The 1,205-nt window shown below is 37.8% G+C and carries 1 protein-coding gene; it reads right to left on the bottom strand.

The annotated features are described in order from the left end of the window. Window positions 1-336 precede the first annotated feature (336 nt). Window positions 337-1,179: an acetyl-CoA carboxylase, carboxyltransferase subunit beta gene (gene accD / locus AB1414_21190; GenBank protein ID MEW6609928.1), complete on the bottom strand. Its 843-nt coding sequence runs from the start codon at window positions 1,177-1,179 to the stop codon at window positions 337-339. Window positions 1,180-1,205: the final 26 nt, after the last annotated feature.

Genomic DNA, 1,205 nt, shown 5'->3' with positions numbered 1-1,205 from the left:
AGGACGAAACTATTTAACCAGTTACCAGTTACCAATTATCCGTTTGCATGTTACGAAACCTGATGATGCCCCGTGCAAAACTTACTCAACACCACACTAGATATATATGGCACCTGACCTCTGTTTTTCGGTGGTGTCTTAATCTAGCATAAAGGTTGAAATAGTGTAAGAAAAGGAGATATGGGGATTATGGAGATAAGGAGATAAATTCATTCTAAAATTTTGCAAATTACAATGAATAATCTCCATATCTCTCTTTATCTCCTTATCCCCTTTTTTACACCAAATCTGGATAGATTTCGCTATTAGCGTTATTTTCAGACACCACCTGTTTTTCTAACTCAAAAGTTTTAAAAGCTGGGTGATGGTATCTTTCATCTCCTGACGAGAGACAACCATATCTACCAGCCCATGTTCTAACAAAAACTCTGCCCGTTGAAATTCCTTTGGCAGTTGTTGATTTATTGTTTGTTCAATCACGCGCGGTCCAGCAAACCCTATTAGGGCATTTGACTCGGCAATGATAATATCACCAAGTGAGGCAAAACTTGCGGTTACTCCACCAGTAGTCGGGTCAGTAAGAACAGAGATAAAAAGTCCCCCAGCGGTATTTAATCTCGCAATCGCACTTGAGGTTTTAGCCATTTGCATTAAAGACATTATCCCTTCTTGCATCCTTGCCCCACCTGAACTTGAGATAATAATTAAAGGCAATCTCATTGAGATAGCCTTTTCAATTGCTCGGGTAATCTTCTCTCCCACAACTGACCCCATACTTCCACCCATAAAACTAAAATCTAAAATACAAATAACAACTTTATACCCACCTACTGTTCCGGTGCCAGTCACAACAGCATCTTCAAGTTTTGTTTTTTGTTGATACTCAATTAAACGGTCTTTATAACTCCTGGAATCAGTAAAATTTAAAAAATCAATTGGTACAATATCAACATCATCTTCCACCAAACTATCTTTATCTAAAGTAATGGCTATTCTTTCCTGACTACTCAATCGAAAGTGGTAATGACACGCAGGGCACACCTTAAAATTACTTTCCCAATCTTTTTTATAAATCATCTCACCACATTCTTTACACTTTATCCATAATCCCTCAGGAACTTCGGCTTTTTTCCGTATAACCGGAATAGTGGTATATTTAGGTTTTCTAAACCAGGCCATTTTATGTCTCCTTTATTTTGAGGTTG

It is taken from the genome of bacterium (assembly GCA_040755795.1).
Lineage (GTDB): Bacteria > UBA9089 > CG2-30-40-21 > CG2-30-40-21 > SBAY01 > JBFLXS01.
The sequence above is the reverse complement of the archived record's forward strand: the minus strand, read 5'-3'. Positions and strand labels throughout refer to the sequence as shown.